The 15,356-nt window shown below is 60.0% G+C and carries 15 protein-coding genes; 8 read left to right on the plus strand and 7 right to left on the minus strand.

Annotated features, from left to right (window positions below; translation table 11 throughout):
* Window positions 1-3: 3 nt before the first annotated feature.
* From AC0CH3_RS03305 to AC0CH3_RS03325, 5 genes are all read right to left on the minus strand, one after another.
* A complete protein-coding gene (locus AC0CH3_RS03305) occupies window positions 4-885 on the minus strand; it encodes an NAD(P)H-hydrate dehydratase (RefSeq protein ID WP_465237587.1) in 882 nt (293 codons plus the stop codon).
* A complete protein-coding gene (locus AC0CH3_RS03310) occupies window positions 882-1,646 on the minus strand; it encodes a histidine phosphatase family protein (protein ID WP_465237588.1) in 765 nt (254 codons plus the stop codon). The genes AC0CH3_RS03305 and AC0CH3_RS03310 overlap by 4 nt, the downstream gene beginning before the upstream one ends.
* Window positions 1,647-2,393: 747 nt before the next feature.
* Window positions 2,394-3,443 (minus strand): patatin-like phospholipase family protein, encoded by a 1,050-nt coding sequence (locus tag AC0CH3_RS03315; RefSeq protein ID WP_465237589.1) that lies wholly within the window; start codon window positions 3,441-3,443, stop codon window positions 2,394-2,396.
* Complete coding sequence (locus AC0CH3_RS03320) at window positions 3,440-4,453, minus strand: SDR family oxidoreductase (RefSeq protein ID WP_465237590.1); 1,014 nt, start codon at window positions 4,451-4,453, stop codon at window positions 3,440-3,442. The genes AC0CH3_RS03315 and AC0CH3_RS03320 overlap by 4 nt, the downstream gene beginning before the upstream one ends.
* Window positions 4,454-4,458: 5 nt before the next feature.
* Entirely contained in the window at window positions 4,459-5,124 is a 666-nt protein-coding gene (locus AC0CH3_RS03325) for an HAD family hydrolase (RefSeq protein ID WP_465237591.1), read from the minus strand.
* Window positions 5,125-5,671: 547 nt separating this feature from the next.
* On the opposite strand from AC0CH3_RS03325, the gene AC0CH3_RS03330 reads away from it, so the two are divergent.
* From AC0CH3_RS03330 to AC0CH3_RS03355, 6 genes are all read left to right on the plus strand, one after another.
* Window positions 5,672-6,136, plus strand: coding sequence for a hypothetical protein (locus tag AC0CH3_RS03330; protein WP_465237592.1), 465 nt, complete (start codon window positions 5,672-5,674; stop codon window positions 6,134-6,136).
* Window positions 6,137-6,208: 72 nt separating this feature from the next.
* Entirely contained in the window at window positions 6,209-6,712 is a 504-nt protein-coding gene (locus AC0CH3_RS03335; RefSeq protein ID WP_465237593.1) for a ferritin-like domain-containing protein, read from the plus strand.
* A 204-nt stretch (window positions 6,713-6,916) separates the two neighbouring features.
* Window positions 6,917-8,209 carry a cation:proton antiporter gene (locus AC0CH3_RS03340; protein WP_465237594.1) on the plus strand — a complete coding sequence of 431 codons (1,293 nt, stop codon included), beginning with the start codon at window positions 6,917-6,919 and terminating at the stop codon, window positions 8,207-8,209.
* 94 nt (window positions 8,210-8,303) lie between these two features.
* Window positions 8,304-8,531 carry a hypothetical protein gene (locus AC0CH3_RS03345; RefSeq protein ID WP_465237595.1) on the plus strand — a complete coding sequence of 76 codons (228 nt, stop codon included), beginning with the start codon at window positions 8,304-8,306 and terminating at the stop codon, window positions 8,529-8,531.
* On the plus strand, window positions 8,531-9,574 hold the full coding sequence (locus AC0CH3_RS03350) for a YihY/virulence factor BrkB family protein (protein WP_465237596.1): 1,044 nt from the start codon (window positions 8,531-8,533) through the stop codon (window positions 9,572-9,574). Before AC0CH3_RS03345 ends, AC0CH3_RS03350 begins: the two co-directional genes overlap by 1 nt.
* Window positions 9,575-9,683: 109 nt before the next feature.
* The gene (locus AC0CH3_RS03355) at window positions 9,684-10,208 is read left to right on the plus strand and encodes a DUF937 domain-containing protein (protein ID WP_465237597.1); all 525 of its coding nucleotides are present in this window, start codon (window positions 9,684-9,686) and stop codon (window positions 10,206-10,208) included.
* A 408-nt stretch (window positions 10,209-10,616) separates the two neighbouring features.
* Here the strand turns inward: AC0CH3_RS03355 and AC0CH3_RS03360 are convergent, their stop codons facing one another.
* Entirely contained in the window at window positions 10,617-11,027 is a 411-nt protein-coding gene (locus tag AC0CH3_RS03360; RefSeq protein ID WP_465237598.1) for a DUF3597 family protein, read from the minus strand.
* Between the two features lie 153 nt (window positions 11,028-11,180).
* On the opposite strand from AC0CH3_RS03360, the gene AC0CH3_RS03365 reads away from it, so the two are divergent.
* Window positions 11,181-11,771 (plus strand): DUF4142 domain-containing protein, encoded by a 591-nt coding sequence (locus AC0CH3_RS03365; protein ID WP_465237599.1) that lies wholly within the window; start codon window positions 11,181-11,183, stop codon window positions 11,769-11,771.
* 304 nt (window positions 11,772-12,075) lie between these two features.
* On the opposite strand, the gene AC0CH3_RS03370 is transcribed toward AC0CH3_RS03365, so the two are convergent.
* Entirely contained in the window at window positions 12,076-13,632 is a 1,557-nt protein-coding gene (locus AC0CH3_RS03370) for an MFS transporter (protein WP_465237600.1), read from the minus strand.
* 638 nt (window positions 13,633-14,270) lie between these two features.
* On the opposite strand from AC0CH3_RS03370, the gene AC0CH3_RS03375 reads away from it, so the two are divergent.
* Entirely contained in the window at window positions 14,271-15,248 is a 978-nt protein-coding gene (locus AC0CH3_RS03375) for a TerC family protein (protein WP_465237601.1), read from the plus strand.
* Window positions 15,249-15,356: the final 108 nt, after the last annotated feature.

The raw sequence follows: 15,356 nt of genomic DNA on the forward strand, positions 1-15,356 counted from the left end.
AGGCTATTGCGGAAGCAGGCGAGGGAACTCGGCGGGAACTTCTCGTGCAAGGAAGCCGATTGGCCCACTTGTAGTTGCGACGCGTCGTCCGCTTTGTCCGTGCAGCCAGACACCCCAACCGGCTGCGATGATCGGTGAAGCGCCACGGGACAGCAAGCCCCCGATCGCGCCGGCCAGGACATCTCCCGATCCGCCTGTCGCAAGTCCGGTGCCTCCACCACCATAATGCAGTGTCGTTCCATCGGGGGCCGCGATGATGGTATCGCTGCCCTTGAGGACCACAACAGCTCCGTACTGGACAGCGACATCGCGCGCGACTTTTTCTGGTGATTGCGAGATCGTGTCTTCTTCCAAGCCCGTCAGCATGGCCATCTCGCCGTGATGCGGTGTGAAAACCATGCGACCGTCGAATGCAGCAAGCGCTTCGCGCAGATCCCGTGCGGAGCCGATCGCCAAGGCGTCGACGACCAGGGTTACCTTGTCGCAGGGCTGCGTCAGGATCAGCCGCATGAGAGCCTTGGCAGCGTCGGTGGAGCCCATACCTGGTCCGATGATCAGCGTATCACACCCTTTCAGCGACTTTTCGAGCAAGGGGCCAGCAGCGCAGTCGATCTCTCCGTCGGCGTCTTGCGGCAGCGCGAGAACACCCGCTTCCGGTACGACCAGACCGAGTCCGATCGCTGCCGATGCGATCGTCGCCATCTGGAGCTTGCCCGCGCCAACTCGAAGTGCCGCTTCACCCGTGAGCCGAAGCGCCCCGGGGACCATAGCCGAACCGCCGATTGCCAAGACACGTCCCCGGCTATTCTTGGTGGTTCCGCTGCCGTGAACGGGAGGCGGGTTGGCAGCGATCCAGTTGCTATCGAGGGGAATGGTATCGGTCATCCTCGTACTCCCGTGGTACGGTCCGGCTCGGCAGTGACGGGGGCGGACCCTTCGTGGTCGACGACATCGTTGTAGCGAACGAGCTTGAGCGCTCCACCCTGCGGTCCCTCGGGATCGAACCGATACTCGGTGACCGAGCAGTTCGCGACATCTCCTTGGTGATCGATTGCCAGGATCTCCTCCTCGGTCAGGTTCTCGATGACATAGCGCAGGCACAGGACGACAACCTGATGCGCGACGATCATCACGCGGCGTCCGGCATAGTGCAATGCGATCGTGTCCATCAGCGATCGGAGGCGAAAGATCACGTCGCACCAGCTCTCCCCACCAGGCGGTCGATGATAGAATTTGCCGAGAATGCGCCTGAACTCAGCCTGGTCCGGGTATACCGAGGCGACACCGCTGGTGGTCAGCCCGTCCAGGATGCCGAACTCCTTTTCGCGAAGGCGTTCGTCGATACCGACCGGATCGTCGCCGGTCGCGCCGCCCTGCGCTCGAAAAAGGTCGAGGGTCTGGCGCGCGCGGATATAGGGAGAGACCAACAGAGCGTCGGGGCGGTCGTCCGGAACCGCGCTGGCGAACCATCTGCCGAGCGCACGGGCTTGGTCTTCGCCGAACGGGGAAAGCGGAATATCGACGTCGCGATGGGACAGTTCGATCCGTTCGGCTCCAGCCGCATGGGCAGCGTCGCGCGCCACATTTCCCGCACTTTCGCCGTGGCGCACAATCCAGAGCCGAGACGGCCAGCGTGCAGAGGTCATGGTCTTTGTCCAGAGTGTAGCGTTCGACGGTTTAACTCCGATCGACCGGCGATGGCTCCATGATTTGCCGATCCCATATGGCGACCGCTGCGAGCGTTAAATGGTGCAATGACAGGGAACCTTCCCGTTGTCTCTCACGTATGTTTATCAACAGACACGGTGCATGAGGGGACAAGGAGTCGATGGATGAGACTGCAAAGGTTGCCTACCATCGCGAACGAGCAGAGCAAGAACGAAGGCGCGCAAGCCACGCGATCGATGACCGCAGTAAAAATGTTCATATTGAACTTGCGCTGGCGCATGGAAGAGCGGCAGTGCTTGGCGGCCATCGTCTCCGAGCAGCGCATGATCGGTAATAACGGTCGGAGCTCTTGCGAGAAGCGACAGATCGAGTGCCGGGACTACCACTGACGGTTTGCTGATGGGATCGCACCGCTGGCAAGGCTGAGAAGGACGGCTTCCTCAATATGGCTACAATAGCAGAGATGGAGCTTTCTCGTGCGTGAACGACTGCACCACTGAATGTTGCGCGTCGCGCGGGCAAGGGCGTTCGTCGTAGAGCCCTAATTACGCCAAACGAAACCAAGCACCGTGACGGCTTTTGGCTTTAGGTATGATTGCGGATGAGGTCGCGGCGAAGATCAGCTGTCGACTGCCACATTATATCGTCAACATCGGACACCAGAGTAGCAAACCATCAGCACAGAAGTTGCAGGCGCGCGCACAGCGTAATGCCTCACGGACGTTCTAATCGCCAAGTGATGTGCTGCGCTCAAGTTCGATGACATTGAAACCTGGGACCCCGATCAACATCGTCTCGGTCTGCACACCTTTTACCGCCAGCATGCCGGCGCGGTAGCCGGCCGACCAACGCTGTTCGACCGTAGGCGCCGAAAAGTCGAGCGCCTTACCTGCTACTTCCTCGTCCTGCTCAGTGTAGGCCAGCCGAACCAGCGACAGCGTAATGCCCTCACGCCCTATATAGGCGGCCTTCCATCGGTCTATCGATCGGCGGGACTGGGCGGCGAAGATCAGATCCTGCATGCGACTGGCGGCTTCGCCTATGGTCGCCGGCTTGGGGCCGTGTAGTGGCAAAAGGTCGACCGCGATGCATAACGTCGCCCGTGGCGGTGGGGCACTGAGAACGGGATCTAGCGGCAGGTTCGCAGACAGGCCCCCATCAACGAGCCAACGGCCATCGATCTCGACCGGCGGAAACGCAACCGGTAGCGCAGCGCTTGCCCGAATGTGATCGGCTTTGATCTCGATTGCGGTACTGTCAAACACAACGTCGTTGCCCGTTTCTAGATCGACCGCAGTTGCAGTGTAGCGGCACGGACCAGCATTAAGGCGCTTAAAATCTACGAGTGCTTTTAGCGTGATCGCAAGCTGATTGGTTTCGAAGATCGATGGCTGATCGTCCGTCCAAGGGGTGAACGCCGATAATAGAGGGCCGAAAATACCCGGACGGCCTGCTGTTGCCGACCATCCAACCGCAGTCGTCCGCCGACTGGTTTCGAACATACTGGCCCAAGGAAGCGTCAATGCTCCCGGCGATAAAGCAGGTCGCCAAAACGCCCGCATGGTCTCGATCCGACGATCGGCATCAGAGCCCGCAATTAAGGCCGCATTGATAGCACCAATCGACGCGCCGATCACCCAATCCAGTCGGAGGTCGTGCTCGTGCAGCGCTTCGTACACGCCTGCTTCGAATGCTCCCAAGGCATTGCCGCCGCTCAGGACCAACACGACGTCAAAGTTGCGTACGGCACCAGCTTCTTGGCCGCGTACGGTCACACGCGATCGCCCTTTTTCCGGCCGACGGCCACGGCAATGCCCGCGCTGACTATGCCCAGCAACAAGAAACCTGGATGAAGCTTCTGAACCTGCAAAACGCTGCTCGAAGCGCGGGCGTGGACATCCTGACTTCCCCGCAACGCATCAACTCGCGGCGTATAGAGGTTGTCACGGCGCGCCGGGTCGCCAGGATCCTCGGGCTTCTGCTGCGCGACGGTGCCGACCAGTTCCATGATCTTGTCGCTCAATCGTGGCGCAGCATTCGACAGGAGCGCGGACAACAGGCCCCCGCCGCCTGCATACAGCGTGCGCCGGGGGGTCTTGCACGCGAACAGCACCGCGTCGGCGACGACCGACGGTGCGTAGAGCGGTGGTGGCAGGCGTGGTGGCTGGTCCATGAAGTTGCGCGCATGCTCGGGGAACGGCGTGTCGATCGCGCCCGGCTTGATCAGCGTGACCGAGATGCCGGCTCCCTCCTTTTCCAGCTCCATCCGTAGCGTATCGGTCAGCGCCTGCACTGCATGCTTGGTTGCGCAATACGGCCCTTGCTGGACGATCGCGCGGTCGCTCAAGATCGAGCCGACGTTAACGATGGCACCGCCGCGTCCGCGAAGATGGTGTGCCGCGACCAGGGATCCATGCAAGACGCCGAAGTAATTGACGTCGAACACGCGACGGTGATCCGCGACCGGCACCTGTTCAAGCGTACCGTACGTGCCCGTGCCGGCATTATTGACCCAACTGTCGAACCCGCCAAATGCCTCAACCGCGACGCCGGCGACACGCTCGACCGCGGGCATGTCGCTGACGTCCGCGACGCAGATCGCGATGCGTCCGCCGTCGGCCGACAGGCGATCGCGCAGGGCCTCGAGCGCTGCTTTGTTCCGCGCGGTGGCGACGACGCCCGCGCCGCGGCGCATGGCTTCCTCGACTATGGCGAGACCGTTGCCGCTGGTTGCACCGGTGACGACGATGATCTGGTCGCGGAGGGGTTTCAAGGTGATGGCCATGTCGATCAGCGTCCCAGTGGTGAGGTTGCGTAGTCGGCGAGCAAGGCCGCCACGTCGTTGTAGATCGCGATCGCGCCTGCCCACTGAAGTTGCTCGTCCTTGAACTTGCCCGATCGGACCGCGACCGCGGCGATCCCGCACTTGGCCGCAGCCTCGATGTCATAGGGCGTATCGCCGACGACGATCACCTCGCCGGGATCGATTCCCGGCAGCTTCTTGAGCGCGGTCGCGAAGATGTCGGGTGCGGGCTTGGTCTTCTCGACGTCGTCGCTGCTCGTCGTTGCGGTGATCAGGTCGCGGGCGTCGAGCAGATCTATGTAATGGTCGAGTTCTGCCTCGGAGGCGGAAGAGGCCAGTACGACCTGCTGCCCGAGACCATGTGCGTGGGCCAGCAGATCGTGCGCTTGCGCGAACGGCTTGGCGGTCTCCAGATACTTCGCCTTGAAGATTGCGCCGTGTGTGTCGCCGAGCTTTTCCTGCTTATCCTCGTCCGCGTCGGGCAGCAGCGTCGGCACGAGCATGTCGGTCCCCTTGCCGATCTGGTCGTGAATCACCTGGCGGTCGAACGACGCGCCGACGGTGGCGAACGCCTCCTCCCAGGCGAGGACGTGCATGTCGTTGGTGTCGACCAGCGTACCGTCGATATCGAAGAGAATTGCTTTGGTCTGCATAATGTTACCCCGGAACTGATCTCGTGCATACGCGCGTCAGAGCACTCACGTGCCAGCAAAACCGCCGTATTCCAGTGATACGCGCAGTGTGCGAGTGAGGGCCCAACGGATCACCGTTCGGTTCGGCACCGTTCACGTGTGAGATTACGGTGTGGTCATTGACCAATCGACGCATATTGAGCGATCGGGGCATAGCCCGACGCGAGAACCCTAAGATCATGATCGCGGATTAGGGGTGACAACTCCATCCGATACAGTGTGGTGTTGCCTGAAACAGGGCGGCACTCTTTGGTGTTAGATTAACAGGCATCAATACAAAATATAAGCGCTCCGGAATCCCGCTTGCGTAGGAACGATATTGTTCCCCGGATCGCTATGCTTCGACAAACAGCGGAAGTTCAGGCTGAGGCGATTGGGCGGTATGATGGAGGCGAGAGGCTAGACAGTTCATTCAGCCGTGCCGAGTCCGTGACTTCCGCTCCCATCTGGTCCTGGTCCGATAGAACGGTTGGGTTGGGTATTCCCCCACATTCAAAAGGACATACCGATGAGTGACAAGGTTCAGACCCCCGTACCCGGCAATCCCGCGAGTAAGGGCGCCCCGGACGGCGTATCGGACTCGCCGCGCGACAACGGTGGCGCCGAGGTCCATGGTCGCAGCGAGGGCGGCGAAAGTGGCGGTGGCGCCTATCCCAACCCTCATGCCGGCAAGACCGAGACGAACACAGGCTTCATGGCGCACGGCGGCCAGACTGACATTGCCTATCACGGCGGTGGACAGGCGGGCGAAGACGGTGGAACTGCCGGTAACGGCGTTGCAGGCTCAGGCGGCGGTGATGGCATGACTATCGCTGCGGACCCGGATGCCGACCGCGTACCCCATGAAATCGCGGCCGAAGGTAGCAAGATCAACGTTGTCGAAACATCGGGCATCGCCGAAGCCGAGGCTGGTGGAAAGATCGGTACCGATGCCGACTACGAAGATGAGCAGAAGCAGCCTGGTGCTGGCTGATCGCGCACTGCTTGAGCAAAATAGCGAACCAAACGCCGCGCATCCCGCTCGGTGAACCATAAGGACGTTCTCATGTCTGCACCCGAAGATCTCCAGGAAATCTACACCGACGAGCTGAAGGATCTGTGGTCTGCGAACGACCAGATGAAGAAAGTCCTGAAGAAGATCACGACGAAGGCGAGCGATGCATCGTTGAAGGAGATGCTGACCAAGTCGCAGGCGGATATCGAGAAGCACACCGATCTGCTTAAGGACCTGATCGCCTTGAACGACGAGAAGGTCTCGAAGGAGCATTGCAAGGGCATGGAGGGCCTCGTCGCCGAAGCCACCAAGCATGTGTTTGAAGAGGGTCCCGAGAAGGGGCCACTGCTCGATGTCATGATCATCGCGCAATATCAGCGGATGACGCATTACGGCATCGCCGGTTTCGGTACGGCCGCTGCCTATGCCAAGGCGCTTGGCCTCAAGGACGACACCAAGGCGCTGAACGCAGCCACCAAGGACATCTATGGTGGCGACGAATATATGACCAAGCTCGCCGAGACGACCGTCAATATCCAGGCTGAAGACGAATAGCAGTGATTGCCCGCTGGCACTACGTCAGCGGGCATGAATGTGGATCACGACCCGCACCGTTATCTGACCGAAGTATCAGCTGAGCAGCGGGTGTCGTCTGTTTTTGCCTAAAGCCGTTATATCTTAAGCTCGTAAGCCTTCTCTTCGAAACACTATGCGTGCCTTCCTGCGACGAAGTCTCGTTCCCCTTTGGATAGACCCGTCATGCTCGTTACGCTGCCCGATCCGTACATTCTCATTCTCACCGGTTTCGGCCTGCTTACCGCGCTGGTTGTCTGGCTGCCGCTGGCGCTTCGTAAGCTGCCGCTATCGCTGCCGATCGTTTGTATCGCGCTTGGCGCTGCGCTGTTCTCCTTGCCGCAGGTCACCCTCAGGCCGCTGCCGCTTCTTTACCCCGAAATCACTGAACGCTTCACCGAGTTCGTCGTGATCATCGCGCTCATGGGCGCTGGCCTGAAGATTGACCGCGTGTTCAGGTGGCGGGACTGGGCGGTTACCTGGCGGCTGTTGGCAATTACGATGCCGCTGGGCATTCTGGCCATCACGGCGGTGACGGCATGGGGCATGGGACTGCCATGGGCGATCGCTTTGCTGCTTGCTGCCAGCCTGGCCCCCACGGATCCTGTCCTGGCAGCCGACATTCAGGTCGGGCCGCCCAAGAGCGAAGACGAAGACGAGGTAAGGTTTGGGCTGACGTCCGAAGCTGGCCTCAATGATGGCTTTGCATTTCCGTTCGTCCATCTTGCCATCATGCTAGTGGCCGCAACCGCAGCCGGGAGCAGCAAACCATGGCTGGGTGAGTGGCTGACTTACCGGGTATTATGGGAAGTTGGCGCCGGCGTCGGTGCTGGCTGGCTGATTGGCCGCGCCTTTGGCTGGCTGACCTTCCACGTCCCCGCGCAAACCAAGCTTGCGCAGACCGGTGACGGCCTGATCGCGCTGGCTGCGACTTGCATCTCCTACGGCTTTACGGAAATTATCCACTGCTACGGCTTCCTCGCCGTATTCGTGACCGCTCTGACGTTTCGCGGGACGCACCGAACGCACGACTTTCATCACGACATGCACGATGTCACCGAGCAGATCGAACGGCTGGCAATGATGGTCTTGTTACTTCTGTTTGGCGGCGCGTTGGTCAGCGGGCTTCTAGCATCGGTTTCGCTGACAGATGCGCTGATCGCGCTCGTAATCCTGCTGGTCATCCGCCCGATTACTGGTTTGATTGGCTTGGCCGGCCACCGGGCTGACCGCTCGGAAAAGCTGACGCTGGCCTTCTTCGGCATCCGCGGTGTCGGGTCGATCTATTATCTGGCCTATGGCCTCAACCACATCGACGTCGACGTCGACGTTGCAGAACGTCTGTGGGGGCTTCTCGGACTGGTCGTGCTGTTTTCGATCGTTCTTCACGGCCTCACAGTGACGCCAATCATGCGATTGCTTGATCAGCAACACGGACGAGATCCAGACAAGGATGCGCCCCCCGCCGTGGGAGCTTGAGACAACTTTGTCTCAAGGACCGTATCAAAATTGGTGTGTAGCGTGAGAACGACGATCGCATGCCAGATGCAAGAGACGCGTAAAGGGACAAGGCATGACCGAGACGAACAAGATGGACTCGAGGGGGCACGACGCTGGCAGTCCCTGGGCTATCCCTGCAAAAGGCTGGAAGGACATTGCTCTGCGAGCATGGAAGGAAGCAGGCCAGGATAACATCAGCCTTGTAGCCTCCGGCGTGGCTTTCTGCGGCGTGCTCGCCATGGTGCCTATGCTGGGCGCCGTCGTGCTAAGCATGGGCTCGTTGCTACACCTGCTACAGTGATGAAGAACGTCCAGTCGCTGACGTCCGTCATGCCGACAGATGCTGCCAAGCTGATCGGCGAACAGCTGGCCAACGTTGTAACGACATCGGACGGTAAGAAGGGGTTCGGCCTTCTACTTGCGCTCGGCATCGCGTTGTACGGCGCGATGAAAGGCGCAACCGCGCTTATTACTTCGCTGAATATCGCCTATGACGAAGAGGAAACGCGGAGCTTTGTTCGGCTGAACCTCGTCGCGTTAGCCATCACCGCCGGGGGAGTGCTCATCGCCATCGTCGCTATCATCGCGATAGCCGCAATGGGCAGTCTGGACACACTGTTCCCTTCCGCCCCTGCCATCGTTCTCATAGCGGGGAAGATCGTTTCCTACATGGTCATGGCCGGTATGGGAGCTGCAGCAGCGGCAACCCTGTACCGCTACGCGCCTAATCGCGATGAGGCGAAGTGGACGTGGTTGACGCCTGGCTCGGTGCTGACAACCGTGTTGTGGCTGGTCGTTACCCTTGGTTTCGGGTTCTACGTGGCAAACTTTGGTAGCTACGACGCGACCTACGGCTCGTTGGGAGCCGCGATCGTGTTGCTGACCTGGCTTTACTTGTCCGCCTACATTCTACTGCTCGGCGCCGAGTTCAATTGCGAGCTGGAGCGACAGACCACGCAAGACACGACCAGGGGGCCTACCGAATCGCTCGGCGATCGCGGAGCCTACGCAGCCGACACGGTAGCTTCCGGACCGGAGATAGCGCCGCAGCCAGGACCAGGGCCGCAGCCCTCAAATGGTGACAAGGAGGTATCACGAGCCGCACCGTCTACGCCTTCACCTTTGCGTGAGTACGCTGCCGGCCGCATGGTCGCGCGTGCAGCACGCGTAACCGGCCTGGGTAAAGTCGGCATGGCACCGTCCGTCATCGTTACTGGCGGGCTTGTTCTCCTGCGACGCCGTGACAAGACGCTTATGGGGGCAGGGCTGCTTTTTATCGGGGGAGGGCTTAGTTGGCTATCCGGCCGACCCGTTGGCTCAGGTACGCCCGAACTTCCTGACTAATATGTGCAGACAGCGCATGCCTGCTGATCCAAGGTCCTAGCTCGATCAAAGGTGACCGGACCGATAGGTCCAAGCATCTGTTAGTACCCGTCACAACAAGGAAGCCGACATGAATCTCAATGACGTGCTGCCTGATGGTGGCATCGATGCACTCGCCGCCCAACTAGGCATACCGCGTGAGCAAGCCCAGCGCGGCGCCGAGGCGCTGCTGCCGTCGGTTCTGGGCGGCATGGGGAATAACACGACGCAATTAGACGCCCATGTGAACACGCTTGGCGGCGCAGACCTTGCTGCGAACGTGTTGGGCAACGAGCCGACGCAGATCGATCGCGGTAATCAGATCCTCGGCGGTATCTTCGGGTCGAAGGACGGCAGTCGTGAGGTCGCCGATAACGCGGCGCAGAGCAGCGGCCTGGCGCCCGACCTTCTGAAGCAGATGCTGCCGATCCTGGTCATGCTGGTGGCGGGCCATCTGACAGGGCGCTCGGGCGGGCAGCAAGGTGGCCTTGGCGGGATCCTTGGATCTGTACTCGGCAGCCTGGGTGGCGCTGGAGCCGCAGGCGCTGCGCCCGGGGGCGGTCTTGGCGGCGGATTGGGGGGCATTCTTGGTTCGGTCTTTGGGGAGCGGCGATAGAGCCGTCCGGATATAAGACTGTCGTGTTCGATAAAACCGGTGGACTTGAGATCACGGAACATCCCGTCGCCACGTGGCTACGGCACGGCGATACCATCGACGGCATGACTGGGGAGCGCATGTGATGCGGAGACGAGGAAACAAGCGAGCCGGTCCTGTGGCAATTATCATCTTCGTGATGATCGTGGCACTCGTCGTCACGATCTGCTGGCTCGCCGCGCGTGGATTTGCGAAAGAACCAAATGGACCACCGCGTGGTAGTCAGACGCTGCCAGCTCAGGCAGCGCAGGGGGCCGTAGCTGCGACGCCTTCGAACGCTAGTCCATCTCGGTAAATTGAGGGCGGTCAGCCAGCAGTCTAAGGCTGGAGGGGACCGCATAGTGGGCGGTCCCCTCCGGATCGGGCGCGTTAGTTGCGCAGGTTGTCTGGAACGATACCGCCGTTATCGGCAAGCTTCTGCATCACTGCCTTATGGAGGGCGATGTTCTGCTCGGCCGAGCCATCGGCTGCTGCATGGACATTCAGTTCGGCAGCAAGTTCCTTGCGAGCGGTCAGACTGGAATCCAGGTCCAGCAGCTTCAAAAGATCGACGATCGAGCTCTGGTAGTTGCCCCCGCCATCTTTCATCGATGCCATCTCGCTGAGGACCGCACCGACATCAACGGACTGCTGGGGCGCTGCTGGGGCGGGCTGGGCGGTAGCGGTCGGCGCGACTTGCGGTGCAGCCTGCGGCGCCGCGGCAGGAGCCTGGGCCGGTGCGGCGGCCGGCGCCGCTTTGTGGTGAAAAACCTTGTTCATGATCGTGCTGAAGATGCTCATAACCGTGTCCCGATAAGGCCGGCAGCTGTGCCGGCAGACGGCTAGAACGAACTCGCTTCAGGATCGGTCCGGAGTTCGTTGCTCGTGCGGAACGGTCCTCAGGAGGCACGCGTTGAGCAGGCAGCGGTAATATGCGAGCAGAGGGAGAGTATGATGAACTTTAAGACCCTGGCACTGGTGTCGGCAGCGGCCCTGTCATTGGCCGCATGCGGCAAGAAGGCCGACGATACGACTGCCGTCGATAACAGCACCTACGCCAATACGACCGCCATGGACGTGAACGCAGCTGGTTCTAATGATGCGATGGCAGCACCCGCCTCCGGTGGACAGGCCTTCGTCAACATGGCGGCGGCAAGCGATGCGTTCGAGATTCAGACCTCGGAGCTGGCCATGACCAACGGCGCATCTGCTGCGGTAAAGAAGTTCGCTGGCCAGATGATCACCGCCCATGAGGGTTCGACTGCTAAGTTAAAAGCACTGACGGCAACGCTGTCACCAGTTTTGACGCCCAACCCGGCGCTGAGTGCCGAGCAGCAGCAGACGCTTGCTGATCTAAAGACCAAGCAGGGCGCTGATTTCGACACCGCGTACGCAGCGGCCCAGGTCGCCGGGCATCAGCAAACGCTCGATACGCTCAAGGGTTATGCCGCAACTGGCGAAGTGCCCCAGCTTAAGACGTTCGCGTCGGGCTTGGCACCGACGGTTGCAGCGCATCTCAACATGGCGAAATCGCTGAAGTCCTGACGTCGTGTCTCAGACGATGTAGTTCTAAACCAGGCGGTGCACCGCATGTGTACCTGTTGGCTTGGTCAGTCCTAACTGCAACAACACAGGACTTTCGCAGCATTGCCGCGGAAGTCCTGTTTTCTGCGACCGCGTCACGGAGTTTCGCGTTATAAAACTTTGATACTCGTCGCGTGGCTCACCAACGATCTTGTATCACGGGGATGACGGAAAACACCTGTTTGTCGTGCAGTCGTGATTGCGACTGGGTTTTTCACATATCTGACCACTGAGGACACTCCGCAGGCCTATGTCGAGCCGACAGCTAAGCCGTTGCTTCCAGCTCACGTAAGCTGCGGCCGCGCGTCTCTCTACCTGAGCGTCCGATCAGTACCGCTGACAGCGTCATTGGTATGATCAACGCGATCGCCGCGCCCCCCATCGTCGGGATCAATCCAGCGAAGGCCCCCAGCTGGACAGCAACGCCACCAAATTTGCTACTACCCGCGATAAGCCCGGTAGCGCGTCCACGTACGCGTAATGCGTAGTTTTCGGCTGCATAGGGAAGTAGCACGGCGATTAATCCGTTTGTGCCAACCACCAGTAACGCGATCACTGCGATGAGCAGTGGTGGCCAAGCCAGGGTAGGCGCCGGCAGTAGGGCTCCGGCAAGCCCGGCGAGTATGAGAAGCACAGTGCCGATCAGAGTGCGCTTGCTGCTCCAACGGCTGTAAAGGAAGGCCGCGATCATGATCGTGGGCAGGGCAACAAGTGCTGAGCTGGCGATAATGCCGCTTGCAATCTCGGCACTGAAGCCTCGATCTTGAAGATCCGAAGGCAGCCATAGCAACAAGCCGAAGTTGACGAAGCTCCAGGACAGGGCCGTGATCACCAGGGCGATGGTCAATTCGCGGTGGTGAGCCGCTGCGCTGCCAGCGTCCGCTGGGGCTTCTTGTGGCGCACGCCTGACGATGCCAAACTTTCGAGCCATGTCAGCTAGCTCGGCGTCCATACCCCGTTCCAACAGAAAGCGCGGGGACTCAGGAATCCACCTTGCCATCGCAAGCAGCAGCAAACCGGTGGGAAAGCCCTGCAGCCACAAGCTACGCCAGCCGAACAGGGGCTCGAACAGATGCGCTGCACCGCTAGCTGCGAGGTAGCCACCGACCAGTCCCGTGCCACCAACCAGCACAAGAACCCAGCTTCTGTGCCGTGGAGGCATGATCTCCGCCAACAGCGTGTAGACAACGGGCAGCATTCCGCCAGCCGAGCACCCCATCAGAAAACACATGACCAGGTTCCAGCTGTAGGAAGGCATAGCGCCGCAGATGGATGTCGAAACGAACAGGATCGTCGACAACAGGATCGACACACGCCGACCATAGATGTCCGCAAGCCACCCCCACAGAAACGAGCCAACTGTGGTCCCCGTAAGGGCAACGAACGGAAGCAGGGCAACGGTCGATTTAGCGAGCCCATACTCGCCACGCATGCCGGGGAGCACGAAGCCGAGCGTTGCTGGCTTCATAGTGTCGATGATGAGCCCGAGGGTAAGCACCAGCAGAACGGCAGCATGCGAGCGCGTCAGAGGGGTATCATCGGGCGCTTCATATGCGACGCCAACGGCTGCCCTGTGATCAGGCCGTTTCTTGGGTAAAGCGCCAAATATAGCTGCCGGCACGCCGATGCCGATCAGCGCCATGCCTAGATACATCCATCCGTCCATAGCCATACCCGACAGGTGATTGCCCATCGTATGGGCCATCGCGAGCATTGGTAAGTGAAAGGCCACCCCAACGCTGATCGCCGCACAGCCTGCCCAGAAGAGCGGCCAGCGCTCGCCGACAACCGAGTTTCCGCGGCTGCTACTGCCATTCGCCATTTATTTCCCCCCACCAGCAGTAGCGACATACGCCGCACGGCTTGCCTGCCGCAAGCAGAGCACCTGCCGGCGGGGCACGTTGCGGCTTATGGCTGGCCGAATGGCTTTCAGGCTTGCGGCTCGCCAAACTGAGCGTCCAGAAAGGGGCGTTTTCGACCGATTCATCTTCCCGATCGGCGTGATGTTTTGGGATGAGAAGTGCGGCAGATTGAGCGCAGACTACGGTCGTTATCAAATATTGAAACTGCTTGATCACCGCAAACCGTAACCTATCTATAAAAAGCGGGCCGGGCCCCTCTGACAATTTCCCTTGGGTGATTGTGATGTCGGACCGCATCGGGTTATCTCGATATAGGCCTGGCCGCTTTGCCTCCTGTCGTCGTTGATGATCCGATCTTTCGATCACCGATTGAAAAGAGGCTCTGAGCATGGAAACCAACAGACTCGCCGAACTGCATCAGCAGTTGGACGAGCGCGCGCGTATCGCGATGGCGCGCCGAACTCCAATTTCTCCAATTCTGCTGCAATTGAAGCGCTTTGAGTTGCACTTGGAAGGTCGCTTGTGCGCACCACCGCGAGATACCTGCCCTCCTGATCGCTGATCCCGCCCCACGTCATCACGTTTGTCAGAGGTCCCCATGCCTGAGCAGCTTTCCTTATTATTCCTTGGTACGCCTGTCTGGATGTGGCTGGCATTTCTCGGCATCGTCGCAACGTTGCTGATCCTCGATCTGGGTGTCTTGCACCGCGGACAACGAGAAATTGGGGTACGCGAGAGCCTTGCATTGTCAGCAAGTTACATCACGCTGGGACTGGCGTTCGGCGGATGGATTTGGTGGTATATCGGGCCGACTGCCGGCCTCAACTACGTGACGGGCTTCGTCATCGAGAAGAGCCTTGCGATGGATAACGTATTCATCATCGCCATGATCTTCGGCTACTTCGCCATCCCCCGCATCCACCAGCACCGTGTATTGTTCTGGGGCATCCTGGGTGTCATTGTCCTGCGTGCAGTGATGATCGGTTTTGGTGCGGCATTGGTCGATCGGTTCGAATGGGTATTATACGTCTTTGCTGCCTTCCTGGTTTTCACCGGTATCAAGATGTGGCTGACTGCAGACACGGAATATGACGTGGCCAGTTCGCCCGTTTTACGCTGGGTTCGCCAGCGCATGCCGGTTACCGACCAACTTCACGGGGAACGTTTCTGGGTGAAAGAGCAGGACCCAGCGACGGGGCGCATGCGCCGGATCGCTACGCCGTTACTACTGGCTCTGGTCATGATCGAATGCGCTGACGTCATCTTTGCGGTCGATTCCGTGCCGGCCATCTTCGCGATCACAACGGATCCATTCATCGTCTACACGTCGAACATCTTTGCTATCCTTGGGTTACGCGCGCTCTATTTTGCGCTCGCCGCGATGGTCGACCGGTTCCATTACCTGAAATACGCCTTGGCCGCGTTGCTGGTATTTATCGGCTCGAAAATCTTCGTTGCCGACATGTTCGGGCTCGCCAAATTCCCGCCCGCAGCGTCGTTGGCGGTAACCTTTGCGATACTGGGTTGCGGCGTCGGCTGGTCCCTGTGGAAAACGCGAGCGGCTGCTTCGGCCTGAGTTTGAACGCGTCCGCCGGCATTGAAAGCGGACCGGTCATACGCTGTGGGTATAGCCGTACTCCATCTACCGGGACTGGCGTTTACGACGCGCGGGGATAAGGTGGCT

This window comes from Sphingomonas sp. AC449, from assembly GCF_979253475.1.